This window comes from Bacillus sp. FSL W8-0519, from assembly GCF_038005585.1.
In the GTDB taxonomy this organism is placed as follows: Bacteria; Bacillota; Bacilli; order Bacillales; family Bacillaceae_G; genus Bacillus_A; species Bacillus_A paranthracis.
The window spans coordinates 3,527,736-3,553,658 of record NZ_JBBOTL010000001.1 but is presented as its reverse complement, the minus strand read 5'-3'; the positions used below and the strand labels follow the sequence as shown (position 1 = coordinate 3,553,658).

General features: G+C 34.9%; 27 protein-coding genes. 24 read left to right on the top strand and 3 right to left on the bottom strand.

Annotated features, from left to right (window positions below):
- The first annotated feature begins 68 nt into the window (after positions 1-68).
- The 15 genes from NST14_RS18570 to NST14_RS18500 all read left to right on the top strand — a co-directional run bounded on the left by NST14_RS18570 (position 69) and on the right by NST14_RS18500 (position 13,095).
- Complete coding sequence (locus NST14_RS18570; RefSeq protein ID WP_000668830.1) at positions 69-827, top strand: exodeoxyribonuclease III; 759 nt, start codon at positions 69-71, stop codon at positions 825-827.
- Between the two features lie 299 nt (positions 828-1,126).
- Positions 1,127-2,092 (top strand): iron-hydroxamate ABC transporter substrate-binding protein, encoded by a 966-nt coding sequence (locus NST14_RS18565; protein ID WP_163257926.1) that lies wholly within the window; start codon positions 1,127-1,129, stop codon positions 2,090-2,092.
- Between the two features lie 27 nt (positions 2,093-2,119).
- Entirely contained in the window at positions 2,120-3,127 is a 1,008-nt protein-coding gene (locus NST14_RS18560) for a FecCD family ABC transporter permease (protein ID WP_001173060.1), read from the top strand.
- Positions 3,120-4,142: a FecCD family ABC transporter permease gene (locus tag NST14_RS18555; RefSeq protein WP_000920467.1), complete on the top strand. Its 1,023-nt coding sequence runs from the start codon at positions 3,120-3,122 to the stop codon at positions 4,140-4,142. The genes NST14_RS18560 and NST14_RS18555 overlap by 8 nt, the downstream gene beginning before the upstream one ends.
- A gap of 14 nt (positions 4,143-4,156) precedes the next feature.
- Positions 4,157-4,978, top strand: a complete 822-nt coding sequence (locus NST14_RS18550; protein ID WP_000025756.1) for an ABC transporter ATP-binding protein — start codon at positions 4,157-4,159, stop codon at positions 4,976-4,978.
- Between the two features lie 16 nt (positions 4,979-4,994).
- Positions 4,995-5,813, top strand: coding sequence for an alpha/beta hydrolase (locus tag NST14_RS18545; protein ID WP_001098336.1), 819 nt, complete (start codon positions 4,995-4,997; stop codon positions 5,811-5,813).
- A gap of 198 nt (positions 5,814-6,011) precedes the next feature.
- Positions 6,012-6,386 (top strand): ArsR/SmtB family transcription factor, encoded by a 375-nt coding sequence (locus NST14_RS18540; RefSeq protein ID WP_001288311.1) that lies wholly within the window; start codon positions 6,012-6,014, stop codon positions 6,384-6,386.
- A gap of 66 nt (positions 6,387-6,452) precedes the next feature.
- The gene (gene gpmA, locus NST14_RS18535) at positions 6,453-7,175 is read left to right on the top strand and encodes a 2,3-diphosphoglycerate-dependent phosphoglycerate mutase (RefSeq protein ID WP_000240140.1); all 723 of its coding nucleotides are present in this window, start codon (positions 6,453-6,455) and stop codon (positions 7,173-7,175) included.
- Positions 7,176-7,222: 47 nt separating this feature from the next.
- Positions 7,223-7,465, top strand: coding sequence for a ferredoxin (locus NST14_RS18530; RefSeq protein WP_000967685.1), 243 nt, complete (start codon positions 7,223-7,225; stop codon positions 7,463-7,465).
- A gap of 45 nt (positions 7,466-7,510) precedes the next feature.
- Positions 7,511-8,458, top strand: a complete 948-nt coding sequence (locus tag NST14_RS18525; protein ID WP_000509820.1) for a cation diffusion facilitator family transporter — start codon at positions 7,511-7,513, stop codon at positions 8,456-8,458.
- 259 nt (positions 8,459-8,717) lie between these two features.
- The gene (locus NST14_RS18520; RefSeq protein ID WP_000849103.1) at positions 8,718-8,945 is read left to right on the top strand and encodes a hypothetical protein; all 228 of its coding nucleotides are present in this window, start codon (positions 8,718-8,720) and stop codon (positions 8,943-8,945) included.
- 290 nt (positions 8,946-9,235) lie between these two features.
- Positions 9,236-9,538: a metal-sensing transcriptional repressor gene (locus NST14_RS18515; RefSeq protein WP_000509877.1), complete on the top strand. Its 303-nt coding sequence runs from the start codon at positions 9,236-9,238 to the stop codon at positions 9,536-9,538.
- 187 nt (positions 9,539-9,725) lie between these two features.
- On the top strand, positions 9,726-9,932 hold the full coding sequence (copZ, locus tag NST14_RS18510; RefSeq protein WP_000436976.1) for a copper chaperone CopZ: 207 nt from the start codon (positions 9,726-9,728) through the stop codon (positions 9,930-9,932).
- Positions 9,933-10,027: 95 nt separating this feature from the next.
- A complete protein-coding gene (locus NST14_RS18505) occupies positions 10,028-12,445 on the top strand; it encodes a heavy metal translocating P-type ATPase (RefSeq protein ID WP_001005288.1) in 2,418 nt (805 codons plus the stop codon).
- A 170-nt stretch (positions 12,446-12,615) separates the two neighbouring features.
- Entirely contained in the window at positions 12,616-13,095 is a 480-nt protein-coding gene (locus NST14_RS18500) for a GNAT family N-acetyltransferase (RefSeq protein ID WP_000910298.1), read from the top strand.
- Positions 13,096-13,114: 19 nt separating this feature from the next.
- Here the strand turns inward: NST14_RS18500 and NST14_RS18495 are convergent, their stop codons facing one another.
- Positions 13,115-13,387 (bottom strand): HU family DNA-binding protein, encoded by a 273-nt coding sequence (locus tag NST14_RS18495; RefSeq protein WP_001043904.1) that lies wholly within the window; start codon positions 13,385-13,387, stop codon positions 13,115-13,117.
- 141 nt (positions 13,388-13,528) lie between these two features.
- Positions 13,529-14,344 (bottom strand): formate/nitrite transporter family protein, encoded by an 816-nt coding sequence (locus NST14_RS18490; RefSeq protein WP_074533186.1) that lies wholly within the window; start codon positions 14,342-14,344, stop codon positions 13,529-13,531.
- A gap of 195 nt (positions 14,345-14,539) precedes the next feature.
- On the opposite strand from NST14_RS18490, the gene NST14_RS18485 reads away from it, so the two are divergent.
- Positions 14,540-15,433, top strand: coding sequence for a metallophosphoesterase (locus tag NST14_RS18485; protein ID WP_001099530.1), 894 nt, complete (start codon positions 14,540-14,542; stop codon positions 15,431-15,433).
- Positions 15,434-15,544: 111 nt separating this feature from the next.
- Here the strand turns inward: NST14_RS18485 and NST14_RS18480 are convergent, their stop codons facing one another.
- A complete protein-coding gene (locus tag NST14_RS18480) occupies positions 15,545-16,627 on the bottom strand; it encodes a chitinase (RefSeq protein ID WP_000932461.1) in 1,083 nt (360 codons plus the stop codon).
- Positions 16,628-16,895: 268 nt separating this feature from the next.
- Between NST14_RS18480 and gabP the strand changes: the two genes are divergently transcribed.
- The 8 genes from gabP (at position 16,896) to entD (ending at position 25,876) form a co-directional block, all read left to right on the top strand.
- The gene (gene gabP, locus NST14_RS18475) at positions 16,896-18,290 is read left to right on the top strand and encodes a GABA permease (protein ID WP_000360125.1); all 1,395 of its coding nucleotides are present in this window, start codon (positions 16,896-16,898) and stop codon (positions 18,288-18,290) included.
- Between the two features lie 134 nt (positions 18,291-18,424).
- On the top strand, positions 18,425-18,763 hold the full coding sequence (locus NST14_RS18470) for a hypothetical protein (RefSeq protein WP_001998080.1): 339 nt from the start codon (positions 18,425-18,427) through the stop codon (positions 18,761-18,763).
- 317 nt (positions 18,764-19,080) lie between these two features.
- A complete protein-coding gene (locus NST14_RS18465; RefSeq protein WP_000228315.1) occupies positions 19,081-19,623 on the top strand; it encodes a DUF420 domain-containing protein in 543 nt (180 codons plus the stop codon).
- Between the two features lie 116 nt (positions 19,624-19,739).
- Positions 19,740-20,903, top strand: a complete 1,164-nt coding sequence (locus tag NST14_RS18460) for an iron-containing alcohol dehydrogenase (protein WP_001179105.1) — start codon at positions 19,740-19,742, stop codon at positions 20,901-20,903.
- Between the two features lie 158 nt (positions 20,904-21,061).
- Positions 21,062-21,814, top strand: coding sequence for a DeoR/GlpR family DNA-binding transcription regulator (locus NST14_RS18455; RefSeq protein ID WP_000957276.1), 753 nt, complete (start codon positions 21,062-21,064; stop codon positions 21,812-21,814).
- On the top strand, positions 21,811-22,722 hold the full coding sequence (pfkB, locus tag NST14_RS18450) for a 1-phosphofructokinase (RefSeq protein ID WP_048557671.1): 912 nt from the start codon (positions 21,811-21,813) through the stop codon (positions 22,720-22,722). Before NST14_RS18455 ends, pfkB begins: the two co-directional genes overlap by 4 nt.
- A 13-nt stretch (positions 22,723-22,735) precedes the next feature.
- The gene (locus NST14_RS18445) at positions 22,736-24,595 is read left to right on the top strand and encodes a PTS fructose transporter subunit IIABC (RefSeq protein ID WP_074533188.1); all 1,860 of its coding nucleotides are present in this window, start codon (positions 22,736-22,738) and stop codon (positions 24,593-24,595) included.
- A gap of 348 nt (positions 24,596-24,943) precedes the next feature.
- Positions 24,944-25,876 carry a cell wall-binding protein EntD gene (gene entD, locus NST14_RS18440; RefSeq protein WP_229142880.1) on the top strand — a complete coding sequence of 311 codons (933 nt, stop codon included), beginning with the start codon at positions 24,944-24,946 and terminating at the stop codon, positions 25,874-25,876.
- Positions 25,877-25,923: the final 47 nt, after the last annotated feature.

Genomic DNA, 25,923 nt, shown 5'->3' with positions numbered 1-25,923 from the left:
AATATGATTGTTTTTCTATTTTGTGATAGCATGAAATTTGGAAAGAAACATCAAGAGGAGGACTATAAGTGAAGTTCATTTCGTGGAATGTAAATGGTTTACGTGCAGTTATCGCAAAAGGTGGATTTTTAGAATATCTAGAGGAATCAAATGCTGATATATTTTGTTTACAAGAGATTAAATTACAAGAGGGGCAAATTGATTTAAATGTAGAGGGATATTATACATACTGGAATTATGCTGTGAAAAAAGGATATTCAGGGACGGCTATTTTTTCGAAAAAAGAACCGCTTTCAGTTACTTATGGTTTAGGCATTGAAGAGCATGATCAAGAAGGACGAGTTATTACTTTAGAGTTCGAAGATTTTTACATCATTACGTTATATACACCAAATTCAAAACGAGGATTAGAACGATTAGATTACAGAATGAAATGGGAAGATGATTTCCGGGTGTATATTAAACGATTAGATGAGAAAAAACCAGTTATTTTTTGCGGAGACTTAAACGTTGCTCATAAAGAAATTGATTTGAAAAATCCGAAAAGTAATCGTAAAAACCCTGGATTCTCTGATGAGGAACGAGAGAAGTTTACATGTATTTTAGAAGAAGGATTTATTGATACGTATCGTTATCTATATCCTGATCAGGAAGGCGCATATTCGTGGTGGTCGTATCGAATGGGAGCGAGAGCAAAAAATATTGGATGGCGTTTAGATTATTTTGTTGTTTCCGAGAGAATGAAAGACCAAATAACAGCGGCGAAAATTAATAGTGAAGTAATGGGGTCAGACCATTGCCCAGTTGAATTACATATAAATTTCTAAAAAAAGAAGTATCTACCTAACATGAGGCGGATACTTCTTTTTTAATTCAGTTTGTTAAAATTTTTCAAATCTTTCTTGAAATAATTGCATATTAAATATATAATTAGTAACGATAATCATTATCAATGAAAAATATTATCAATGGGTGAGGTATAAAAGAATTATAGCTTAGGGGAAGTGAACGAGAATGAGTTCTGGATAGAATTATTAATCTAATAAAATATATATGTAGGACAAGTTTCATATAGTTAAATTTTATTGAGAATATAGTTTGGAAATTCGAGAGGAGATATTTAAAGATGAATAAGAAGTTATTTACATTAGGTATGGTAACAGTTTTAAGTGTAGGACTAGCAGCATGTAATAGTGCGGATAAAACTTCAGGAGAAAAAACTCAACAGACAAAGGCTAGTGAGACGAAAAACGACGAAAAACGAAAAATTACATATTTAGGTAAAGAATATACAGTGCCAGCAAAAGTAGATAAAATTGCAACAGCTAGTTTAGAGTCAATGGAAGATGCAGCAGTACTTGGAATTAAACCAGTTGGTGCGATTACGGTTGGTGGTAAATTACCAAAGTATCTGGAGAAAGATTTAGAAGGTGCGAAATCTGTTGGTGAGAAAATGCAACCAAATTTCGAAACATTACTTCAATTAAAACCAGACGTTATTACATCTAGTACGAAATTCCCAGCAGAAACAGCTGAAAAGTTTACGAAAGTAGCTCCTACATTCCCGGTATCACATGTTTCAACAAATTGGGAGGATAACTTAAAGTTAATGGGAGAATTAACTGGCAAAAAAGATAAAGCAGAAAAAATTATTAAAGATTACAATGCGGACGCTGAAAAAGCAAAAGCAAAACTAGGAGATAAGTTAAAAGACAAAAAAGTCCTTGTAATCAGACTAAGAGCAAACGAATTATTCCTATACCCAGAAGGAGTATACTTCAACCCTGTAATTTATAAAGATCTTGGATTAACTGTTCCAGAACAATTGAAAACTGTAAAAGCACAAGAGAAAATTTCATTTGAAAAACTTGCTGAACTAAACCCAGATTATATTTTCTTACAATATGAAACAACTGAAAATAAAAACCCGAAAGTGCTAGAAGAAATTGAAAGTAATCCAATTTGGCAAAGTATGAATGCTGCGAAAGAAAAGAAAGTATTTGTAAACGTTGTTGATCCAATGGCACAAGGTGGTACTGCTTGGAGTAAAACAGCGTTCTTAAAAGAAGCAGTGAAAAATTTATCTAAATAATACAATAAGTAAGGTGCGTTGAATGATATGCAGAAAACAAATGCAGTACCAGTAACTATATTATGTATAGCACCCATACTCATCTTATTTACAGTTATACTTTCTATTTTGTATGGGGCGAAAAGTATTGATGCTGAAACGGTGTGGAACGCGTTATTTCATTTTGATTCAAGTGATGTAAATCATAATATTATTATTACTTCACGTTTACCAAGGGTAGTTGCAGCTCTTTTAGTTGGAGCATTTCTAGCCATATCAGGAGCACTTATGCAGGGGATGACAAGAAACTATCTTGCATCCCCTTCTATTATGGGTGTGACGGATGGGGCAGCTTTTGTTATTACACTTTGTATGATTTTTCTTCCGGGAATGTCATCGATTGGTATGGTTGTATGTTCAATGATTGGTTCTGCATTAGGAGCCGGTATCGTATTTGGTTTTGGTTCGCTCCTTCAAAATGGTTTATCGCCAGTTCGGTTAGCGATTATTGGGACAGTTATTGGAACATTTTTAAGCAGTGTGTCTGCTGCAATGGCTTCATACTTCCAAATTTCTCAAAATGTTAGTTTTTGGTTTAATGCAAAATTAGACCAAGTAGACCCTAATATCATTAAAATTACGATACCGTTTGGGATAATTGGAATAGTTTTAGCGCTGTTAATATCAAAATCTATTACGATTCTTTCTTTAGGAGAAGAAGTTTCTATTAACCTAGGGCAGCGTACAAAACTAGTTAAAGCGATGGCTATTTTATCAGTTATCTTTTTAACAGGAACGGCAGTTGCTTTAGTGGGGAAAGTTGGTTTTGTAGGTTTAATTATTCCGCACATTACTCGCTTTATAATTGGGGTAGATTATAAGTGGATTTTGCCATGCGCAGGCGTTATTGGCGGCGTTTTTCTAGCGTTATGTGATATTTTAAGTAGGTTTGTAAACTATCCATTTGAAACACCGATTGGAGTCGTTACCTCCTTAATTGGAATTCCTTTCTTCCTTTATTTAATCCGTACAAGAGGAGGAGAGAGACATGCTTAAAAGTTCAAGTCAACGTTTTGGAATGACGATGGGGATTAGTATATTTTTAATACTATGTGCTATTTATATTAGTTTAACGAATGGTACGTTTGATATTACGATTACAGATGTATGTAAAACACTCCTTAGAATAGATCCAGTACCAGACCATGATTTAGTTATTTTTGAGTTTCGTCTCCCGCGCATCATAATTGCGGGATTAGTAGGGGTAGGTCTCGGTGTTGCAGGTGCTGTTATTCAAGGAATTACGAGAAATGGATTGGCAGACCCAGGTATTTTAGGAGTTAATGCAGGAGCAGGAACAGCAATCGTCATTTTTATGTTTTTCTTCCAAGGGCAATTAAAAAGCACAGACTGGGTTTCTATTATGATGATGCCAATGTTTGGTTTAGTAGGCGGATTAGGTGCAGCTATCATCATTTATCTGTTTTCTTGGAAAAATGGTAAGTTAGATTCGCAGCGTCTTTTATTAACAGGGATTGCGATTGGATCAGGATTTGGAGCCTTTTCTATGTATTTATCACTCAAAATGAAGTCAACCGATTTCGAGATGGCTGCAGTTTGGGTGTCAGGCAGTATATATAGTGCAAACTGGAAGTATATTATTGCAATGTTACCGTGGCTTATCATACTGATTCCACTTATACAAAAGAAAGCTTATTTATTAGATTTATTTCAATTGGAAGAAACGAGTATTACAAGTTTAGGTGTTTCAGTAGAAAGAGAGAAATCAATTTTACTACTAAGTAGTATCGGACTTGTAAGCGCATGTGTTGCAGTTTCAGGAAGTATTGGTTTCATCGGATTAATGGCACCGCATATAGCGAAAAGACTTGTCGGTATTCAGCATAAGTATATCATTCCTACGTGCGGAGTAATTGGAATGTTTCTTGTAATTGCTTCAGACTTTATCGCAAAAACAGTTTTCACACCTGTAGAGTTACCAGTTGGAATCGTTATTTCTATTGTCGGTGTACCTTATTTCTTATATTTACTTTATAAGGCGAAAGCGTAAGAGGAGGAATAAAAGTGAGTATTTTAAGTGCGAAAAATTTAGAAACAAGTTATGAAAAGCTTACAGTGTTTCGCGATTTAAATGTGGAAATACAAGAAGGAAAAGTAACGACAATTATAGGACCAAACGGGTGCGGTAAATCGACACTGTTAAAAACGATGGGAAGAATTTTAAAGCAAAAGAGTGGTAAAGTATATTTGCAAGGACAGGATTTACATACAATTCCAACGAAAGAAATTGCGAAGCAGTTAGCTCTACTTCCGCAAACTCCAATTGCACCAGGAGAGCTTAAAGTAGAAGAATTAATTTCTTATGGACGTTATCCACATCGAAATAATGTAAATAAGTTAACTTCAAAAGATAAAGAGATGATTGACTGGGCATTAGATATAACGAAAACTTCTGCATTTCGAACGAGACAAATTGCAAATCTATCAGGTGGTCAACGACAAAAGGTATGGCTAGCGATGGCTTTGGCACAAGAGACAGAAGTGTTGTTATTAGATGAGCCAACTACATATCTTGATATGTCTCATCAATTAGATGTATTACAAATTGTGGAGAAATTAAATAAAGACCATAATTGTACGGTCGTTATGGTATTACATGATATTAACCATGCAGCAAGGTTTTCAGATGAAATTATTGCAATGAAGGAAGGAGAAATCGTTACAACTGGTATCCCAGAAGAAATTATTACAAATGAAGTGTTAAAAGAAGTATTTCATATTGATGCACGTGTCATGATTGATCCATATAATGGGTCTCCTGTTTGTTTCGGTTATGATAGCGTTGTATCTCAAGAAGAAAAAGTAGAAATATATGTAACGAGTTAAGAAGGGGGGATATAAGATGAACACTACGATTGAAAAACAGCAGATTGTAACATCTAATACTGAACAGTGGAACATGTATTCAAAATTAGATGGTAAGGAATATCAAATTCATATTTCAAAGCCGAGGCAACCAGCACTGGATTCAGGATATCCTGTCATTTACGTATTAGATGGTAATGCCTTTTTTCAAACATTCCATGAAGCGGTTAAAATACAATCAGTTAGAGCGGAAAAAACAGGTGTTTCACCAGCCATTATAGTAGGTATTGGTTATCCAATCGAAGGGGCATTTTCAGGTGAAGAAAGATGTTATGATTTTACGCCTAGCGTAATTTCAAAAGATGCGGCTTTAAAACCAGATGGTAAACCTTGGCCTAAAACAGGAGGAGCACATCATTTCTTTACTTTTATTGAAGAAGAATTAAAGCCGCAAATTGAAAAGAATTTTGAAATTGATAAAGGAAAGCAAACACTATTTGGGCATTCTTTAGGTGGACTATTTGCTTTACATATATTATTTACAAACATAAATGCCTTTCAAAATTATTTTATTAGTAGTCCATCTATTTGGTGGAATAACCAATCTGTGCTTGAAAAAGAAGGGAATCTTATAAATGAATTAAACAAGGCAAAGGTTAAAACAGGAGTATTTCTTACAGTTGGTTCACTTGAACGAGAGCATATGGTTGTAGGGGCAAACGAATTATCAGAGCGCCTTTTCAAAGTAAAACACGATCAGTTTCGATTTACGTTTTATGAGGCGGAAGGGGAGAACCATGCATCTGTTGTACCGACTTCTTTAAGTAAAGGATTGAGGTTTGTTAGTCACATATAGAAGAGGGAAAAGGTGAGCGATTGCTTACCTTTTTTTCATTATTGTTTAAAAGCAACGTATCCATCAATTAAAAAGCTAGTGAGAAAGCGAGTAATTTAATATAAACGAGAAACATTCAAATGAACATTTGAATGTTTCTCGTTTATAAGGTATACTACATACATAATCAAATATATATTTGAATAAGAGGTGTTACATATGAGTGAAGAGTATTGTGAACTTTGTTATCATGATGAGCAAAAAGTAAAACATGCAAGTGATATGCTAGAGAAAGAGAATATAAGTAGTGTAGCGAAGATGTTTAAGGCACTTGCAGATGAAACACGTTTAAAAATTGCTTATGCGTTGTATACAGAAAAGGAACTTTGCGTACGTGATGTCGCAAGTATTATTCATAGTAGTATTGCAACAGCTTCACATCACTTAAGACTATTACAAACGATAGGAGTGGCGAAAAAGCGTAAAGAGGGGAAACTTGTTTTTTATTCATTAGATGACTCTCACGTAAATGGATTAATTGAATTAGCGTTTAGTCATAGTAGTGAAATAAACAAAAAAGAACTAAATATGTAACAATGCATTTTCATAAAGATACTTCTTTATGAAAATGCAACTTTCAAAGGAGAGGAGATAATAAGTATGGTTAAACTTGTATTAATAAGACATGGACAAAGTGAATGGAATGTTGAAAATCGGTTTACAGGTTGGACAGATGTTGATTTATCAATGAAAGGTATGAAAGAAGCAAGAGAAGCTGGAATAATGCTGAAAGCTAATGGTTTCTCGTTTGATATCGCATATACATCTGTTTTGAGAAGAGCGATGCGTACTTTATGGATTACTCTCGAAGAAATGGATTTGATGTGGATACCTGTTCATAAAACATGGAAATTAAATGAGCGACATTACGGTGCGCTTCAAGGATTAAATAAGGAAGAAACAGCGAGAAAATATGGCGATGAACAAGTAACATTATGGAGACGTTCAACAAATGTACGCCCACCAGCACTTACAAAAGATGACGAAAGATATGAAGCAGCACATCCGAAATATAGAGATGTAAAAGATTATGAGTTTCCTCTTACAGAAGATCTAGAAGATACAGAAAAACGAGTTGTTTCCTATTGGAATGAAGAGATAGCTCCTAACGTAAAAGCTGGTAAACAAGTAATTATAGCAGCACACGGCAATACAATACGTGCTTTAGTAAAACATTTAGATCAAATTTCAGATAAAGATATAGAAAATGTGAACATTCCAACAGGAACACCATTGGTTTATGAATTAGATAGCGATTTAAAACCGATATGCTATTATTATTTAACTAGAGAAATAGAAACTTTAGAAGGAAGTTTGGTATAAATATACCCTACCTACGTATTGTATATTTATATCGGAGGTGATTTATAGTGTTATATTATACGGTTGTAAATAAAAAGAATTGTGAGGCATGTGGACTATGTATTTCTATAGCACCTGATATATATCAGGTAGACGGAAGAGGAAAATCATTTGGTGTATTAGATAATAACCAAGGAATAATGGGTATTCCAAAAACTTTCTTGCAAGCAATGTTGGCGGCAAGTGACGGCTGTCCAACAAGTTCGATTCAAATAAGAAAAGAGCCATTTGTAAATAAAATAAAAATTTAATAGTGGAATTATGAAAGACAAACAAAATTAAAAGGAGGTATTTATATGGGACATCATCACGGTCACCAACATCATGGGCATGCTCACGGGCATTCCCATGGCCATCATCATTTTGAGGAAAGTAGGAAAGGTAACAGAAAAGGATTAATTACAGCCTTAGTGATTACAGCAACTATCATGTTCCTTGAATTTTTCGGGGGACTAGTTACAAATAGTTTGGCTTTATTATCTGATTCAGGACATATGTTAAGCGATACAAGTTCCTTATTATTAAGTTTAATTGCTATTGGATTAGCAGCTAGAACGGTTACTTCTAAAAAAACGTATGGATATTATCGTTTTGAGATTTTGGCGGCATTAATTAATGGAATTACGTTATTTGTTGTAGCAGGGCTTATCGTATGGGAAGCAATTGGTCGGTTTTTTGAACCACCAACTGTTTCAAGTGGTCCAATGATGTTAATCGCATCAATTGGTTTACTAGCAAATTTAATTAGTGCATGGGCACTGATGAGAAAAGGTGATGTGAAAAATAATGTAAATTTACGTAGCGCGTATTTACATGTTCTTGGAGATGCTTTAGGGTCAGTGGGAGCATTAGTAGCTGGGGTACTTATGTCGTTATTCTCATGGTATATAGCAGATCCAATTATTTCAGTAGTTGTTGCTTTATTAATTTTAAAGAGCGCGTGGGGAGTAACAAAACATTCCATTCATATACTTATGGAGGGTACACCCGTTGCAATTGAACTAGAGAAAGTGAAGCAAGCGATTAAAGGAGTAGAAGGTGTACGTGATTTACATGATCTTCATATTTGGACAATTACATCTGGACTAGACGCATTAAGCGTCCATGTAATGATTGATAAAAAACAGGATGATCAAGAAGTACTTCAAAATATTATTGATATGTTAAAACAAGAGTTTCATATTGAACATGCTACCATTCAAATTGAAACACTTACTATTAAACATAATGAAATGATCGTCTAATTAAATGTAAGCAAAAGGCTATGGGGAAATTCTCCATAGCCTTTTGTTTGCGTAAGTAGAATTGTCCTTTTTGAAAGTTTTGTTTCAATTTTTCGTCTAAAGAGACAAAAAGTTGTCACAATTCGTTCACAATTAGCATAAACATAAAATAGACGAAATGAACTTATTTCCGAAAAGGCTTGGTTCATTCCAATTATGATTCGTAGAGCTGAAAAAGCACGGATGAAAAGTTCACTATATTCTCAAGGAGGTAGATCGTATGAAAACTATTCTCGCTATCGCTGGACTTATTTGGGTTTTATCGCATGGTATCCCAATTTATGAAGGAGAACAAATTCGCAGTGCTCTAAATAAAAATTTTAATGAATATCATATCATTGATCGGCAAGATAATGTTGTGACAGTTCGTGTAAATGACTGTTTTCATACGGTAACCGTTGAAGGAACTTCAGTAGTGAATGATACAAAAGTATGTGATCAGCAATAATTATATATAGGAAGAAAAAGTCTCAATTTACATGTGTGAAGATTGAGGCTTTTATATTTGGGAATGAATAATAAGCGGGGATGGACAACCCTCGCTTATTATTGTTTTTTGAAAAAAGGAAAGGGTATAATGAAAATTAAGACTGAGAAGCTAACAATGTGTTAAGAATAATCATAAAGTGGAAATATACTCATATGGGGTATCATGCATAGATATTTAATGCTATAATTGGTATACTCGTAAAAGTAATTGTTTTATTGGATGAAGAGAAACTTTAAGAAGGTGATAATATGGGGCATAAAGAGCATGAAGCAGTAACACATAGATCAGAAAAAGAAAAAGAGCAAATTATAAATAGATTGAAGAGAATTGAAGGGCAAGTTCGGGGTATTCAAAATATGATTGAAAATGATCGGTATTGCGTGGATATTTTAGTGCAAATTTCAGCGATTAATGCAGCGATGAAAAAAGTAGGAATGGGTGTATTAAAAAACCATACGAGTCATTGTGTTTCAGGTGCAATTAAAAATGGTAATGGTGACGAAGCAATCGAAGAATTAATGACAGTATTTGAACGTTTTTCAAAAGCGTAAAAACAAGCTAGTGTGTAACTAGCTTGTTTTTTGTTTATCCTTGTATTGGTGTGAAAAAGTGTGTGTAAAATAAACTTTTAGAAAATAATTGAAAAATCATGATAAAAAACCATTGATTACCTTAGGGGGGTATGGTAAGATGTAACTGTGATTAACAAACAATGAATAAACAAGAGGAGGATTTTAAATGGAACAGTTAACATTACAAGTTGAAGGTATGTCTTGTGGACATTGTGTAAATGCTATCGAAAGCAGTGTGAAAGAGCTAAACGGTGTTGAACAAGTGAAAGTTCAATTAGCAGAAGGAACTGTTGAAGTTACTATCGACTCGTCAGTTGTAACATTAAAAGATATCGTTGCTGTAATTGAAGATCAAGGATACGATGTTCAATAATTATTTTTAGATATGGAAATAAATCGTACTTTATAGGAAGTACGATTTATTTTGCTAATAATTATACCTCATAAGGGTATATAGAGGTGAGAGACATGAATGAACAAAAAGAGGCCAATCTTCAAATATCAGGAATGACATGTGCCGCATGTGCAAATAGAATTGAAAAAGGCCTAAAAAAAGTAGAAGGTGTTCATGATGCAAATGTAAATTTTGCACTTGAAAAAACGAAAATAATATATGATCCCCAAAAAACAAATCCGCAACAGTTTAAAGAAAAAGTTGAATCGTTAGGATATGGAATTGTAAGTGATAAAGCTGAATTTACTGTTTCAGGAATGACATGCGCAGCATGTGCCAATAGAGTAGAAAAGCGTTTAAATAAGTTAGAAGGTGTGAACGAGGCGACAGTAAATTTCGCTTTGGAATCGGCTACAGTAGATTTTAATCCTGATGAAATTAATGTAAATGAAATGAAGAGTGCAATTACGAAATTAGGATATAAATTGGAAGTGAAATCAGATGAGCAAGATGGATCAACTGATCATCGCTTACAAGAAATTGAGCGACAAAAGAAGAAGTTTATTATTTCGTTTATTTTATCATTCCCGTTACTGTGGGCAATGGTAAGTCACTTCTCATTTACATCGTTTATTTATTTACCTGATATGCTTATGAACCCTTGGGTGCAGCTAGCTCTTGCAACGCCAGTTCAATTTATCATTGGTGGACAGTTTTATGTTGGGGCTTATAAAGCGTTACGTAATAAAAGTGCTAACATGGATGTTCTTGTGGCACTTGGAACGTCGGCCGCCTATTTCTATAGTGTATATTTAAGCATTCAATCTATCGGTTCTTCGGAACACATGACAGATTTATATTTTGAAACGAGCGCGGTACTTATTACACTAATTATTTTAGGTAAATTATTTGAAGCAAAAGCAAAGGGACGTTCATCAGAAGCAATTAAAAAGTTGATGGGTTTACAAGCAAAGACAGCTACAGTTGTGCGAGATGGAACAGAAATGAAAATTTTAATCGAAGAAGTAGTAGCTGGTGATATCGTTTATGTAAAGCCTGGTGAAAAAATTCCGGTAGATGGTGAGATTGTAGAAGGAAAGTCAGCAATAGATGAATCGATGTTAACAGGTGAAAGTATTCCAGTTGATAAAACAATTGGGGATGTAGTAATCGGTTCTACAATGAATAAAAATGGATTTTTAAAAGTGAAAGCAACTAAGGTAGGAAGAGATACTGCATTAGCTCAAATTATTAAAGTAGTAGAAGAGGCTCAAGGTTCAAAAGCTCCTATTCAAAGGGTAGCAGATCAAATTTCAGGTATTTTCGTACCGGTTGTAGTTGTGATTGCTATTATTACATTTGCAGTGTGGATGATATTTGTTACACCAGGTGATTTTGGCGGAGCACTTGAGAAAATGATAGCAGTACTTGTTATCGCTTGTCCATGTGCATTAGGTCTTGCGACACCTACATCTATTATGGCTGGATCAGGAAGATCAGCTGAGTATGGTATTTTATTTAAAGGCGGAGAGCATTTAGAAGCAACGCATCGATTGGATACAGTTATTCTAGATAAAACAGGTACTGTGACAAATGGAAAGCCAGTGTTAACGGATGTAATTGTCGCAGATGGATTCAATGAAGAAGAAATATTACGTTTAGTAGGTGCGGCAGAAAAAAATTCTGAACACCCACTTGCAGAAGCGATTGTAGAAGGAATTAAAGAAAAGAAAATTGATATTCCAAGTTCAGAAACGTTTGAAGCGATTCCTGGATTCGGTATTGAATCAGTCGTAGAAGGGAAACAATTATTAATTGGTACACGCCGATTAATGAAGAAATTCAATATTGATATTGAAGAAGTTTCTAAATCGATGGAAGAGTTAGAACGAGAAGGTAAAACAGCAATGCTTATTGCAATTAATAAAGAATATGCTGGTATAGTGGCTGTTGCAGATACTGTAAAAGATACTTCAAAAGCAGCTATTACAAGGCTTAAGAAAATGGGTCTAGACGTTGTGATGATTACAGGAGATAATACGCAAACTGCTCAGGCGATTGCGGGGCAAGTTGGTATTGAACATGTAATTGCAGAAGTATTACCAGAAGGAAAAGCAGAAGAAGTGAAAAAACTTCAAGCACAAGGTAAGAAAGTAGCAATGGTTGGAGACGGAATAAATGATGCTCCAGCACTTGCTACGGCGGATATCGGTATGGCAATTGGAACAGGAACGGATATAGCGATGGAAGCGGCAGATATTACGTTAATTCGTGGCGATTTAAATAGTATTGCTGATGCAATCTTTATGAGTAAGATGACGATAAGAAATATTAAGCAAAATTTATTCTGGGCACTAGCTTATAACGGTTTAGGAATCCCGATTGCAGCGTTCGGTTTCTTAGCACCTTGGGTTGCAGGAGCGGCTATGGCATTTAGTTCTGTATCAGTTGTATTAAATGCATTACGATTGCAAAGAGTGAAGTTAAAATAATAAAACTTTAAATCTATAGAGTAATTGCATATGCTTTTAAACAAAAAACAATACTTTGAAATAAGTATTGTTTTTTGTTTATATAGAAAGAAAAAAGATATAATAAAGCAGAAATATTGAATACTAGATGGTAGAAAAGTTAAATGATAGTGTAGTAAGGAGGTTCATATATGTTAAAAGATATGATCATTAGAACATTCCATAAAGAGGATTTAGAACAAGTATTACAGTTGTTCTATGAAACAGTTCATACAATTAATGCAAAAGATTATAACGTGTTACAGCTACAGGCATGGGCACCAGATCAACTAGATAGGGAAAGCTGGTTAAAGTCTTTAGAAAAGAATATTAGTTATGTAGCGGATTATAACGGTATGATAGTCGGATTTGGGGATTATAATGAGGATCATTACGTAGATCGTTTATTTACACATAAAGATTATCAAGGGAAAAGGATAGCTTCATACATACTACAAAAGTTAGAACAAGAAGCAGTGAACTTGGGGCATAGGGGGATTTATACAGAAGCAAGTATTACAGCAAAACCTTTCTTTGAAAGTAAAGGCTTTATTTGCATAAAGGAACAAAAGAAAGAGCATAATGGTCAGATTTTTATTAATTATGTAATGAAAAAAATAGCCCTCTCGTAAACGAGAAGGCTATTTTTCATTATTTTACAGCTTCTTTTAGTTCTTTACCAGCTTTGAAAGCAGGTACTTTAGAAGCTGCGATTTGCATTTCTTCACCAGTTTGTGGGTTACGGCCTGTACGAGCAGCTCTTTCGCGAACTTCGAATGTACCGAATCCGATAAGTTGTACTTTTTCACCAGCAGCTAAAGTGTTAGTGATTGATTCTACTACAGTTTGTACAACTACAGTAGCTTCTTTTTGAGAAATCTCAGCATTTTGTGCTACGTTTTTGATTAATTCTGTTTTGTTCATGTTTTTCACCTCATATGTAAATAATGCTATTTAAGTTGTTATTATAACGTATAAAACATTCGAGAACAAGTGTACGCACATATATTCATAAAAAAAATGGAATTTGTAATATTTTTCAGGATTGCTGTATAGTCGTTCCATTTAAGCGGATACAGATTTTTTCTTTAATTCCGTTTGTTCTTTAGTAGAAGGTAGTTTCTTATTATAAGATATGAAATAAGGTAACGCTACAAATAACATACCTCCTACTAAGTTTCCGAAGAAAACAAAAATGAAGTTTGGAAAATATTCAAACCAAGTTAAATGACCTGCAAAAATTATAGCTGGGATGACAAACATATTGGCTACAACGTGTTGAAATCCAATTGCAACAAAAGTCATAACTGGGAACCAAATGCCGATAATCTTTCCGATAAATTCTTTACTTCCCATACTAAGCCAAACAGCTAAACAAACGAGCCAATTACATCCGATTGCAGAAATGAAGGCTTGTAGTGGTGTATCTTGTAGTTTAGCTTGCGCAATAGAAACTGTTTTTGCTAAAAAAGCTCCCTCTGTTAATCCGACGATATGACCGAAAAAATAAGCAACGAATGCAGCACCTATGAAATTGCTCAATGTAACAATAATTAAATTTCGTATGAAATAAAATAAAGTAATTTTCTTTTGAAGCCAGGCCATGGAAACTGTCATCATGTTACCAGTTACTAGTTCACCGCCTGCAAGAATAACGAGAATAAGACCGATAGGGAATACAGCAGCGCCTAGAAAACTAGTAAATGATCCCCAAGCCTTTGGCATTGTTCCAATAACATGAATATCGAGTAAATACCCTAATGCTATGAAAGCACCGCCAAAAAAACCGAGAATTAGCATAGGGAGTAATGATAAATGAGCTTTTTTTCTTCCGGAATTAGCAGCAAGTTCCGTAATTTCTTCTGGTGTAAATACAGACATGAATAATCTCTCCTTAATAAAATGATAAAAGAATAAATGGAACATTTTTAAGAATCTATGTATTATAAAAATATGTTATGACTTCTGTATAAATTTGTCAAAGTGAGCAGGGCTGGAATTAAATATAACTAACATTGTTCGTGTTGTCACATTCATGTAACAATAAGGTTTTAAAGTACTTCTAGAGGTGAGAACATGAATACGTATCACGTAAAAGAAGAACAAAAAAAATCAATCGTCAAGGTATCTATAATCAGTTTTGTAAGTGTAGTAATGATTTCTATAAGTTTGTATTTCTATGCGACAGAAATAGAACGAAAACTAGTAACAGTTACGTGGAATGAAATAGAATCTTCTACAATTCCTAAAGAGTTTCATAATAAAAAAATATTGCAGTTCTCAGATGTACATTTAGGACCAGAATTCACACTGAAACAACTAGAAAATTTGGTGGAGAAGATGAATGCGTTACGTCCGGATGTAGTAGTTTTTACAGGGGATTTAATAGATAAATTTGGATCGTATCAAGCCGAAAAAGAAGAAGCAAAAGGCATATTACAGCAAATACATGCACCCTTAGGGAAATATGCAGTGTTTGGGAATCATGATAGGGGCGGCGGAGGTAGTTTATTTTATAAAAAATATATGGAGGAAGCTGGTTTCGCTGTGTTAGTCAATGAAGTGCAGAAAATTAAAGCGGAAAACGGCAAATATATTACAATATCAGGTTTGGATGATTTTTTATTAGGTAAGCCGCAAATAGACTCAACTTTAAAACATGTAAGGCAACAAGATTTCAATATGTTATTAGTACATGAGCCGGATGTTGTAAACAAAGTAGCACGTTACCCAGTTGATTTTCAAATGTCAGGCCATAGTCACGGAGGACAAGTTCAAATTCCTTTTATCGGTCCATTCATTACGACAAAACTAGCTGAGAGTCATGTTGAAGGTATGTATGAAGTAGAAGGGAAGAGTAAGCCGTTATATTTATATGTAAATCGTGGTATTGGGACAACCCGAATGCCTGTTAGATTTTGGAGTGTACCTGAACTTTCAGTATTTGTATTGAAGCAAAATAGTAACTAATGTATTCAATTCCACATCATCATTCTCAATTTGATTTTGATGAACGAGCGATGTTAATTGGTGGTAAATAAAAAACAACAATAGGTCATATAAAACCTATTGTTGTTTTCATTATTTTTGCAAGGGAATCGCATCGAAATATGTTCTATAGTTACTAGAGAATTCAAAGTTGTTTTTTGCATCCCAATTAATAGACCAAGACATTAGGCCGCGGAATGCAGGATAGCCACTCTCATTTGAAAGTTTATACTTTCCTCCGAAAGGAATTCCCTTAATGATATAATCTAAAGCTTTTTTCATTTCAGTTGGAGAAATATACCCACCACTTGGAGCGGCCGCTGGTGCTGCAGGAAGTCCAATCATTACTTGATCCGAACGAAGAGCTGGGAACATGTTATTTGCATTACCACCTACAGGAAAACCATGTAAGAGCATATCTGCCATAGCGACCTCGTAGTCTGCAGTACCTTGATTGTAGTTATTACCGTCCATTCCAACCCCGCTGCCAGCGTTGTAGTGTTGAACGTGAATGTATGTCAGTTTGTCTTTCACTCCGTAAATAATCGGTAAATATGCACCCCAGATGCTTCCGTATGCACTATAACCGCCTTGAACATAAGCTGTTTCAGGAGCCATGCTTAATAGAAAGTCGGGACCGTAATGATCTGAGATTGTTCGAATAGCCGAAATAAGATTTACGATTTGAGGAGTAGTTGGGTTTTTGAAATTAGTGTCATTTCCGTTTAAGTAAATACCTGATTCAAGGTCAATATCTATTCCATCAAAACCGTATTTATCAATGAGAGATTGTATGGAATTAATAAAGCGTTGCTTAGCGGCATTGTCAGGAAGTAAAACGACTCCATTTTGTCCACCAATTGAAAGAACTACTTTTTTTCCTTTACTCTTTAAATAAGAAATATCTGATTTGAATTCTGCATCTGTACCATACACAGGAGAAAATTCAACAGTAGAACGATCACCACCAGTTTCCCCGAAAGATACATTAATTACATCCCATTTTGGTGAAACGTCTCTTAATTTAATAATGCCAGTACCGTTATCAAAGTTATGCCAGTATCCAACGAGTAGTTTTGATCCTAAATTGTTTGCTGCTTGTGCTTGAAAGGGGGCTAGTGGTAGCAGTAAAAAAATGACTAACGTACAACAAATGAATTTGAACTTGTTTAACATATCAACACTCCTATACAAAAAGTTGTCTAGATGTATAATCTTGTTTATTTAATGATATCTGAAAATTCGTTCTTTCGTAAGGTAGCTATAATTTTCTCAACAATTGTATATGGAAAATTATTAAACCTAATGTAATAATTTTTATGGGAGCTTGCATTACAATTGTTAAATTCAGAATATTTTGATATATTTTAAAGTGTAGGCAAAGTTTTCACATAATACTCTTACATAAATTTCAAAATTACGTTTGGAAGGGGATGTATAAGAGTTGGATAAAAATCTTAAGAAAGACCTCAAAATACGCCACATTACAATGATCTCAATTGGCGGCGTAATAGGAGCTGGTTTGTTTGTTGGAAGTGGGGCAGTTGTGCATTCAGCAGGACCAGGTTCTATCGTTTCATATGCATTAGCAGGACTTCTAGTCGTTTTCGTTATGAGAATGCTTGGGGAAATGGCAGCTATTAACCCGACAAGTGGGTCATTTGCAACATATGCAAGAGAAGCAATTGGTCCATGGGCCGGTTATACAATTGGGTGGCTATATTGGTTTTTCTGGGTAATTGTTATTGCGATAGAAGCCACAGCAGGTGCTGGTATTATTCAATACTGGATTCCAGAAATCCCTCTTTGGTTATTAAGCCTAATATTAACGATTTTATTAACATTGACGAATGTTTTTTCGGTGAAATCATTTGGAGAGTTTGAATATTGGTTTTCTTTTATTAAAGTAATAAGTATCGTTTTGTTCCTTTGTCTTGGACTAGCTGTTATTTTAGGATTTGTACCAGGAACGGAAGCACCTGGCACTTCGAATTTAGTAGGACAAGGAGGATTTATGCCAAACGGTATAAGTTCGGTGCTACTTGGAATTACTGTCGTAATATTTTCATTTATGGGATCTGAGATTGTTGCAGTAGCTGCTGGAGAGTCTGCTGAACCTGTAAAAGCAGTAAAAACAGCAACAAATAGTGTAATTTGGCGTATTCTCGTATTTTTCATTGGATCGATTGCTGTAGTTGTTACACTTCTTCCATGGAATTCAGCGAACATATTAAAAAGTCCGTTTGTAGCGGTACTGGAACATATAGGGATACCAGCGGCAGCACAAATTATGAATTTTATCGTTTTAACAGCTGTACTTTCTTGTTTAAATTCTGGTTTATATACGAACTCAAGAATGCTTTTTTCAATGGCAGAAAGAGGAGATGCTCCAAAGGCATTTTTGAAATTGAATAGTAGTGGTGTTCCAGTTCGGGCCGTTTTATTCGGAACGTTCTTCGCTTATATTGGAGTTGTTTTTAGTTATATATCTCCAGATAAAGTCTTTTTATTTTTAGTCAATGCATCTGGCGGAATTGCGTTACTCGTTTATCTCGTTATAGCTGTTTCGCATTTAAAGATCCGTAAAAAAATGGGGAAAGTAGAACAACAAAATTTGAAAGTGAAAATGTGGTTTTTCCCGTATGTAACGTATGTTACAATTGCCGCTATTATAGCTGTTTTAGTTGCGATGCTTGCAATTGAATCTTTACGTTCACAAGCACTTTTGACGATGCTTGTTACTGTTCTTATAATACTTTCTTATTTTATTTTTAATAGAAATAAAAATAGTACGGTGTTGAATACTAAAAGTAAGAATGAGAAATCTGTTCGATTCTAATTTCTTGTTTTCTAAGAAATGCTACATCCAATCATTGGTAGAAAAGATTCATATATAAGTAAAGAAAAGAGTAATTACTATTGTCATAGTGAATATAAACTTTTTTCTTGACTTTTTATACGAAGGCGAGCAGAATGGTAAAAAAGGAAGGGGGGATGACGATGGAAGAGTATGTATTAGAGCTGTATAACCTGTTATATACGACAGAATGGCAAGATATTGTTTCTTTTCTAGGAATCGTATTTTGTATGAAAATTGTAATTGTATATATGGAAGAGCAAGGTATGTTCTATTCCTTCTCATCCCCGTTCGATATGCAACGCGAGCCGTTGCTGAACTATGCCAAGGTAAATTACGAACAATTTCCTTTTGTATTTTTCTTTATGATTCGATTTATTACAGCAATTGTAAAGAAAAAGGAAAGTGACGATGAAGAGTGCCACTCAACTTGTAATATAGCGAATGTTCTTTAAGCTAAATACAAGGAGGAGATTTATATGTGGTTTCGATTTCTTATGATTGGTTTCTTTTCATTAACAGCAATTTCTTTAATGGGATATCAAGTGTCTGAAATTTTTCAAGCATATAGCGATACATTTTTTAACAAAAACTAATCGCATTGCTATTTGAATAATAAAGCGATAAAATCCTTCTTAAGAAGTTTTATTAAGAAGGATTTTTTCTTTGTTTTGTCTTGCTGTGTCAAACTATTGTCACATTTACACTGTGAATAGTATGTTAAAATAGTGAGGTTACGTATACATATTTGAAGGAAGAGGGTGTGACCATTTTGGTGGATCAATCAACAAATCAGAAAAGCTATGCTCCTATTGTGATAACGCTTTCTGTAATTGTAAATGCGATTATTTTATTTTTGTTCTTTGGACCTGTTGGCTATGAAGGAGAAGTACATTTTGATGTAACGATTTTACCAATGTTAAACGCAATTTTTAATAGCTTTACGTTCGTATTTTTATTAGCAGCGTTATTCTCTATTATTAAGAAGAATGTGAAAATGCATCGTGGCTTCATCCTAGCAGCATTTACAACGACGTTGCTATTTTGTGTTTCTTATTTATCGTATCATTACTTGGCGCCAGCAACACATTTTGGTGGCGAAGGATTCATTAAATATGTGTATTTCATCATTTTAATTACACATATTATCCTTGCAGCAATTATCGTACCACTTGCATTGTTTGCACTTGTATTTGGTTTTACAAATCAATTAACACGTCATCGTAAAATTGTACGTTGGACGATGCCGATTTGGTTATATGTAAGTTTATCTGGTGTTATTGTTTACTTAATGATCTCACCTTATTATCAATAAAAAATCTCAGCCTATAGGCTGGGATTTTTTTGTTAGGCAAATGTTTTTGTAAAATGAAAAAAATATGGTATACAAAAGTATAGTTGCTTTTCATATAGAAGGGATGGTAAAGGGATATGCAAAATTTTGTATTTCGTAATCCAACGAAACTTATTTTCGGTAAAGGTCAATTAGAGCAATTGAAAACTGAAATTCCACAGTTCGGTAAAAAAGTTCTTCTCGTATACGGGGGAGGCAGCATTAAAAGAAACGGTATTTATGATAATGTAATTTCTATTTTAAAGGAAATAAATGCAGAAGTATTTGAATTGACAGGTGTTGAACCGAATCCACGTGTATCAACTGTAAAGAAAGGGATTCAAATTTGTAAAGATAATGGTGTTGAATTTATTTTAGCAGTTGGTGGAGGTAGTGTAATCGACTGTACGAAGGCAATTGCAGCTGGTAGTAAGTACGATGGAGATGTGTGGGATATTGTAACGAAAAAAACATTTGCCAGTGAGGCATTACCATTTGGTACTGTGCTTACTCTTGCGGCAACAGGATCTGAAATGAATGCTGGTTCTGTCATTACAAACTGGGAAACGAATGAAAAATATGGCTGGGGTAGCCCAGTTACCTTCCCTCAGTTTTCAATTTTAGATCCAGCTCATACTGCGTCTGTACCGAGGGATCAAACAATTTACGGTATGGTAGATATTATGTCACACGTATTAGAACAATATTTCCATCATGGAACAAATACAGAATTACAAGATCGTTATTGTGAATCTGTTTTAAAAACAGTCATTGAGACAGCTCCTAAGCTTTTAAATGATCTAGAAAATTATGAGCATAGAGAAACGATTTTATACTGCGGTACTATGGCGCTAAACGGTATTTTAGCGATGGGAGTAAAAGGAGACTGGGCAACACACAATATTGAGCACGCGGTTTCAGCGGTTCATGATATACCACACGGAGGTGGCCTTGCGATTTTATTCCCGAACTGGATGAAGCATGTTGTAGATGAAAATGTAAGTCGTTTTAAACAGTTCGCTATTCGTGTATTCGATGTAGAAACAGATGGAAAGACTGATCGAGAAATTGCGTTAGAAGGAATTGAGGCGTTACGTCAATTTTGGACTTCAATTGAAGCACCAGTAACGTTATCTGATTATGCTATTGGAGAAAATGAAATTGATGTAATGGCGGATAAAGCGATGGCTTATGGCGAATTTGGTAACTTTAAAAAATTAAATAAAGACGATGTTTTAAGCATATATAAAGCTTCCTTATAAGTGAAGCGAGTAAAGGAACCCATTTGATATAACAATCCAATGGGTTTCTTTTTTGTTGTTTATAACTGTTTGTGATTGTTTTTGGTTATTTGTGAATGTTTATGGTTGATTTTTGTGATCGTTTTCATTATACTGTAATCAAAGAAGAGGTGAATAAAATGTTAACTCCTGAACGTCATCAAATGATATTGCAACTTGTAAAAGAGCAGAAGGTTGTTAAATTACAACAATTAGTGGAAAGAACAGAAAGCTCTGAATCAACAATTCGTCGTGATTTAGCGCAATTGGAAAAACAACGGTTATTAAAAAGAGTTCACGGTGGTGCAGCTGTTTTAACAGGAAAAGGACAGGAGCCGACGATGGTTGAAAAATCATCCAAAAACATTCAAATAAAACAACAAATTGCGAAGTATGCGGCTAACGTTGTGGAACAAGGTGATTGCATTTATTTAGATGCAGGAAGTACAACATTTGAAATGATTCCATTTTTAATAAATAAGGATGTTACCGTTGTTACGAATGGACTTATGCATATTGAAGCTTTAGTTGAAAATAATATTCGTGCATATTTACTAGGCGGAATGATGAAGAGTAGGACGAAAGCTTTAATCGGTGCAATGGCGCAGGAAAGCATGCAAAAGTATCGTTTTGATAAATGTTTTTTAGGAGCGAATGGTGTACATGAACAGCTTGGTTTTACAACACCAGATCCAGAAGAGGCACTTTTAAAGCAAATGGCATTAACATTAGCAAATGAAGGATATTTCTTAATTGATGAAAGTAAGTTTTCGGAAGTTGCGTTTGCGAAAATTGCCAATGTGGAAGAGGCGAATATTATTACAAACCATTTAGAAATTGATTTAGAAAAATATAAAAGACAAACCAATGTAATTGAGGCTGATAAACAATGATCTATACAGTAACTTTAAACCCATCTATTGATTATATAGTACAAGTTAATTCCTTAGAGTTAGGCGCAGTAAATCGAGCGGAAAAAGATATGAAGTTTCCTGGAGGGAAAGGGATTAATGTTTCTCGCGTTCTTCATCGTTTAGGTGTGGAAAATGTAGCGCTAGGATTTACTGGTGGATTTACCGGTCGATTTATTAAAGATGTATTACAGACGGAAGGTGTAATAACAAACTTCATCCAAGTAAATGAAGATACTCGAATTAATGTGAAAATAAAAGGGCAAGAAGAAACAGAATTAAATGGGCAAGGACCTAGTGTGACTAAGGAACAATTTGAACAATTAATGAAACAAATTGAAAGTATGCAAAAGGGAGATTGTGTTGTACTAGCTGGAAGTGTACCAGCGTCTATCCCAACTACTTTTTATGAATCAATCGCAGCGTTCGGAGCTGAAAAAGGCATTCGTGTAGTAGTAGATGCAAGTGGTAGTGCGCTGCAGCATGTAGTTAAAAATAAACCATTTTTAATAAAGCCTAATCATCATGAACTTGGTGAGTTATTCGGAGTAGAGATTTCCACAGTAGAAGATGTTTTACCATATGGAAGAAAATTAGTTGAACAAGGTGTAGAGCACGTTATCGTATCAATGGCCGGAGATGGAGCTTTATTATTTACGGCAGAAGGTATATATGAAGCAACTATTCCAAAAGGCGTTGTAATTAATTCGGTTGGGGCTGGAGATTCTCTCGTTGCGGGATTTGTAGGAAGATATGAACAGACAAAAGATATTGAAAAGGCATTTCAATATGGCGTTGCAACAGGGAGTGCAACAGCATTTTCAGCCGATTTATGTGAAAAGGAAAAAGTAGAAGAATTATTGTCGCAAGTAATTGTAACTAAGCGATAGGGGGAAGCAACATATGAAAATTACAGAACTATTAAAAAGGGATACAGTTATTATGAATTTGACAGCTTCAAATAAAGAAGCTGTCATAGATGAGTTAGTTGAGAAATTAAACGGGGCAAATCGTTTAAATAGCAAAGCTGAATTTAAAGAAGCTATTTTAAAGAGGGAGTCACAAAGTACAACCGGCATTGGTGAAGGGATTGCTATACCTCATGCGAAAACAAAAGCTGTTAAGCAACCAGCGATTTGTTTTGGTAGAAGTGTAAGCGGTATCAACTATGAATCGCTTGACGGACAACCTGCGCATTTATTTTTTATGATTGCTGCAAGTGAAGGGGCGAATAATACGCATTTAGAAACGTTATCACGCCTATCTACACTATTAATGGATGAAGGGTTTCGTAAGCAATTGTTAGAAGCGAAGGATGAAGAAGAACTTCTTCGTTTATTTGATGAAAAAGAAAATGAAAAAGAAGAAGAAGAGGTTGAAGTTGCAAAACCAGAAGGGAATGAACCGTACGTATTAGCTGTTACAGCTTGCCCGACTGGAATCGCTCACACATATATGGCTGCAGATAGCTTGAAAGCAAAAGCAGCAGAGCTAGGAATTGCAATTAAAGTTGAAACGAATGGATCAACAGGTATAAAAAACGGTTTAACGAAAGAGGATATTGAACGCGCAACGGCTATAATTGTTGCGGCAGATAAACAAGTAGAAATGAACCGTTTTGCTGGTAAACATGTTATTCAAGTGCCAGTCGCTGACGGGATTAGAAAAACTGAAAAACTTCTTAATCGTGCTGTAAAACAGGATGCACCAATCTTTAAAGGTGTAAAAGAGGATGGAAAGGCAGAAAATACGGAGAAAGAAAATGGATTAGGAATTTATAAGCATTTAATGAACGGCGTAAGTAATATGCTTCCATTCGTTGTTGGTGGCGGGATTTTAATTGCGCTAGCGTTTTCGTTTGGTGGTATAAAAGCAGAAGGTCCTTTAGCTGAATTGTTCATGTCTATTGGAGGAGGGGGAACAGGGGCATTTTTATTCCTTGTACCAATTTTAGCAGGATTTATTGCTAGTTCTATTGCTGATCGTCCTGGTTTTATGCCTGGTGTTGTCGGAGGATTTTTAGCGGCACATGCGAATGCTGGATTTTTAGGTGGATTAATTGCTGGTTTCTTAGCCGGATATGTTGTTTTAGGATTGAAAAAATTATTTTCAGGGTTACCAGTACAGTTAGAAGGAATTAAGCCTGTTTTGTTATATCCAGTCTTTGGATTATTGATTACAGGAGTTGTTATGCAAAAAGTAGTAATTCCGCCTGTAGTAGCATTGAATGAAATGTTAACAGGATGGTTAAATGGTTTGAACGGTACAAATGCTATATTACTAGGTCTTATTTTAGGTGCGATGATGGCAATTGATATGGGTGGTCCAATTAATAAAGCAGCATTTACGTTTGGTATTGCTGCGATAGAAGCGAAGAACTTTGGGGTGCATTCAGCGGTTATGGCTGGTGGTATGGTGCCACCGCTTGCAATTGCGTTAGCAACTACCTTCTTTAAATCGAAGTTTACAGAAGCGGAACGTAAGTCTGGTTTAACAAATTATATTATGGGGGCATCGTTTATTACAGAAGGTGCGATTCCGTTTGCAGCAGCAGATCCGGTTCGGGTAATTGCCAGTTGTGTTGTCGGTTCAAGTATTGCAGGTGCATTATCAATGTTATTCCAAATTACATTACCAGCACCGCATGGTGGATTGTTTGTTATCGCTTTAGTAAATAAACCAGTGTTATATATTTTCTCGATATTGATAGGGGCAGTTGTTTCTGCTCTTATGATGGGAATTTGGAAAAAGAAAGTTAAATAATACGTGTAAAGGGAGTAGCTTTTATTAGCTGCTCCTTTTTATTACAAAAAAGGAGGTTGATAATTGGATAATGATGAATTTTGGTAAAAGATGTAATGAAATATGCTTTTTTTGTAACAAAAAAGTAATACTGTAATTTTTTTTGGAAAAAAATTCTGGTGCTTGTATGTGGAAAATATATGAAAACTATTGGGAATTCTATTGGAAATGTAATTCATTAATATGGAAATTTATGTTACAGCTCATTAATCGTATATTACGAATGGTTTGTAATTGTGTGTTTTCTAAAAATCTTAAAAATCCGTTGCTATAATAAAAATACGAAAACAAAGCAAATGGAGGCTATTCATGAAAAAATTATTAGGTATAGCAACGGCGGCAGTTTTTGGTCTTGGGATTTTTGCAGGTTCTGCGAAAGCGGAAACGATTGTAACAACAGACGTATTAAATGTTAGAGAAAACCCAACTGTAGAGTCTAAGCTTGTAGGTAAAATGTTAAGTGGACATAAATTAGATGTTGTAAATACAGAAAACGGATGGACAAAAATTAAATTAAATGGTCAAGAAGCGTTTGTAAGTGCTGAATTTACAAAAAGTACATATTATGTGACGGCGGGTGTGTTAAATGTTCGCGCTGGAGCGAATACTGACTCGGAAATTCTTGGAAAACTGAATAAAAATGATGTAATTGAAACGACAAATCAAGTTCAAAATGAATGGTTGCAATTTGACTATAATGGAAAAACAGGATATGTTCATGTGCCATTTTTAACAGGAACGGCACCAGTGATTGAAAAGAAAGAAGTTGCAACGAAAGAAGAAGCGCCGGAAAGAGTAAATACGCCGGTTAAAAGTAATAAAGTAGTTAAGAGTAAAGAATCTGTTAAGAATGTAGAATCAAGTAAACCTGTGGCAAAACAGCAGTCAACTACGAAACAAGTTGCGAAATCTAATGAAACAAGTGCACCGACTAGTGGACGTGAAATAACGGTAGAAGCGACAGCATATACAGCAGATCCGAGTGAGAATGGTTCGTATGGTGGTCGTGTATTAACTGCAATGGGGCATGACTTAACAGCGAATCCAAATATGAAAGTAATTGCTGTTGATCCTAAAGTAATTCCACTTGGATCAAAAGTATGGGTAGAAGGATATGGAGAAGCGATTGCTGGAGATACTGGTGGTGCGATTAAAGGAAATCGTATTGATGTTTTAGTTGGCTCAGATGGTAGTGCGAATAGCTGGGGGCGCAAATCTGTAAAAGTGAAAGTTATAGAGTAGTATATATGTATTAATATAAAAGGCGGTTGCTTGAAAGTATGTAAGCA

What these genes read in the sequence shown, in the direction of transcription:
- NST14_RS18565 (WP_163257926.1), top strand. Translation starts at nt 1,127, where the DNA reads ATGAATAAGAAGTTATTTACATTAGGTATGGTAACAGTTTTAAGTGTA.
- NST14_RS18560 (WP_001173060.1), top strand. Translation starts at nt 2,120, where the DNA reads ATGCAGAAAACAAATGCAGTACCAGTAACTATATTATGTATAGCACCC.
- NST14_RS18555 (WP_000920467.1), top strand. Translation starts at nt 3,120, where the DNA reads ATGCTTAAAAGTTCAAGTCAACGTTTTGGAATGACGATGGGGATTAGT.
- NST14_RS18545 (WP_001098336.1), top strand. Translation starts at nt 4,995, where the DNA reads ATGAACACTACGATTGAAAAACAGCAGATTGTAACATCTAATACTGAA.
- NST14_RS18540 (WP_001288311.1), top strand. Translation starts at nt 6,012, where the DNA reads ATGAGTGAAGAGTATTGTGAACTTTGTTATCATGATGAGCAAAAAGTA.
- gpmA (WP_000240140.1), top strand. Translation starts at nt 6,453, where the DNA reads ATGGTTAAACTTGTATTAATAAGACATGGACAAAGTGAATGGAATGTT.
- NST14_RS18525 (WP_000509820.1), top strand. Translation starts at nt 7,511, where the DNA reads ATGGGACATCATCACGGTCACCAACATCATGGGCATGCTCACGGGCAT.
- NST14_RS18520 (WP_000849103.1), top strand. Translation starts at nt 8,718, where the DNA reads ATGAAAACTATTCTCGCTATCGCTGGACTTATTTGGGTTTTATCGCAT.
- NST14_RS18515 (WP_000509877.1), top strand. Translation starts at nt 9,236, where the DNA reads ATGGGGCATAAAGAGCATGAAGCAGTAACACATAGATCAGAAAAAGAA.
- copZ (WP_000436976.1), top strand. Translation starts at nt 9,726, where the DNA reads ATGGAACAGTTAACATTACAAGTTGAAGGTATGTCTTGTGGACATTGT.
- NST14_RS18505 (WP_001005288.1), top strand. Translation starts at nt 10,028, where the DNA reads ATGAATGAACAAAAAGAGGCCAATCTTCAAATATCAGGAATGACATGT.
- NST14_RS18500 (WP_000910298.1), top strand. Translation starts at nt 12,616, where the DNA reads ATGTTAAAAGATATGATCATTAGAACATTCCATAAAGAGGATTTAGAA.
- NST14_RS18495 (WP_001043904.1), bottom strand. Translation starts at nt 13,387, where the DNA reads ATGAACAAAACAGAATTAATCAAAAACGTAGCACAAAATGCTGAGATT.
- NST14_RS18490 (WP_074533186.1), bottom strand. Translation starts at nt 14,344, where the DNA reads ATGTCTGTATTTACACCAGAAGAAATTACGGAACTTGCTGCTAATTCC.
- NST14_RS18485 (WP_001099530.1), top strand. Translation starts at nt 14,540, where the DNA reads ATGAATACGTATCACGTAAAAGAAGAACAAAAAAAATCAATCGTCAAG.
- NST14_RS18480 (WP_000932461.1), bottom strand. Translation starts at nt 16,627, where the DNA reads ATGTTAAACAAGTTCAAATTCATTTGTTGTACGTTAGTCATTTTTTTA.
- NST14_RS18470 (WP_001998080.1), top strand. Translation starts at nt 18,425, where the DNA reads ATGGTAAAAAAGGAAGGGGGGATGACGATGGAAGAGTATGTATTAGAG.
- NST14_RS18460 (WP_001179105.1), top strand. Translation starts at nt 19,740, where the DNA reads ATGCAAAATTTTGTATTTCGTAATCCAACGAAACTTATTTTCGGTAAA.
- NST14_RS18455 (WP_000957276.1), top strand. Translation starts at nt 21,062, where the DNA reads ATGTTAACTCCTGAACGTCATCAAATGATATTGCAACTTGTAAAAGAG.
- pfkB (WP_048557671.1), top strand. Translation starts at nt 21,811, where the DNA reads ATGATCTATACAGTAACTTTAAACCCATCTATTGATTATATAGTACAA.
- NST14_RS18445 (WP_074533188.1), top strand. Translation starts at nt 22,736, where the DNA reads ATGAAAATTACAGAACTATTAAAAAGGGATACAGTTATTATGAATTTG.
- entD (WP_229142880.1), top strand. Translation starts at nt 24,944, where the DNA reads ATGAAAAAATTATTAGGTATAGCAACGGCGGCAGTTTTTGGTCTTGGG.